Origin of the sequence: Schinkia azotoformans LMG 9581, assembly GCF_000307855.1 — a bacterium.
GTDB lineage: Bacteria > Bacillota > Bacilli > Bacillales > Bacillaceae_J > Schinkia > Schinkia azotoformans.
This window is the reverse complement of sequence record NZ_AJLR01000103.1, coordinates 1-557: the sequence shown is the minus strand read 5'-3', so window position 1 is coordinate 557 and position 557 is coordinate 1. Positions and strand designations below refer to the sequence as shown.

The following is a 557-nucleotide window of genomic DNA, read 5'->3' as shown; positions in this document are numbered from 1 at the left end:
TTCTGATAATTGTTGTGTTGCTTCAACAGGAAGCATTGTCCATGACAACCAAGCTCCAAGAAGTGAAATCACAAGACCAATGGCCATTAGTGAACCACCCCAACCGCCAACCATAGCGTTCAAAATATGAACCAAACCTGGTTGACCAGTATTAGCTAGTTCTTGTTGGCTCATAAAACCAAATGGCAATAGTGAGAGCAAGATATAAATCACTAACAAGGCAATCAAACCGAGAATTGAAGCTTTACCAGCATCTGATTTACGTTTGGCACGGTCACCCATCATAGCAGCCCCTTCGATTCCGACGAAGACCCAAATCATAACCATGAGTGAACCTTTGACTTGACTGAATAAATCTCCGCCAGTCATATTAGACCAAGTTAAACTCTTAATTACGCCATCAGCATTTGTATTCGCAACGAAATTTTGCCAAAAGTGAGCACTAAAGACTCCAGCTTTGAAAGTAACTATTCCAGCAATAACAAAGACAATTTCGCGCGATTTCCCATCATCGCAGCACCCTCAATCCCGACAAAGACCCTCTTGGAACTGGTGTT

1 protein-coding gene is annotated in these 557 nt (G+C 42.4%); it reads right to left on the bottom strand.

The window, feature by feature from the left end; genetic code table 11:
- The coding region (locus BAZO_RS11405; protein ID WP_268869822.1) for an amino acid permease at positions 1-480 on the bottom strand (480 nt) is incomplete at its 3' end.
- Positions 481-557: the final 77 nt, after the last annotated feature.